The 208-nt window shown below is 71.6% G+C and carries 1 protein-coding gene; it reads left to right on the top strand.

Translation table 11 applies throughout. The annotated features are described in order from the left end of the window. The coding region (locus EXE44_RS20040; RefSeq protein WP_137718162.1) for a hypothetical protein at positions 1-208 on the top strand (208 nt) is incomplete at both ends.

The raw sequence follows: 208 nt of genomic DNA, 5'->3' as shown, positions 1-208 counted from the left end.
AGGACCTCCTCGGGATCCCGATCGCGTACGGGCTCCCCCGCGACGAGCAGATGCGGCTCCCGTTCGTCGTTCCCGAGTACGAGGGCGAACCGCTCTACGAACACCCCGACCTCCCGTCGGTCACCGAGGAGTCGCTGGTCGACGGCGCGCTGACGATCCGGTCGCTCGACGCGCTGCGCTCGCCGCCGACGGACCTCCCGCTCCGGGA

The organism is Halorubrum sp. SS7 (assembly GCF_005435055.1).
Classification (GTDB): Archaea; Halobacteriota; Halobacteria; order Halobacteriales; family Haloferacaceae; genus Halorubrum; species Halorubrum salinarum.
This window is presented reverse-complemented; position numbering and strand designations above follow the sequence as displayed.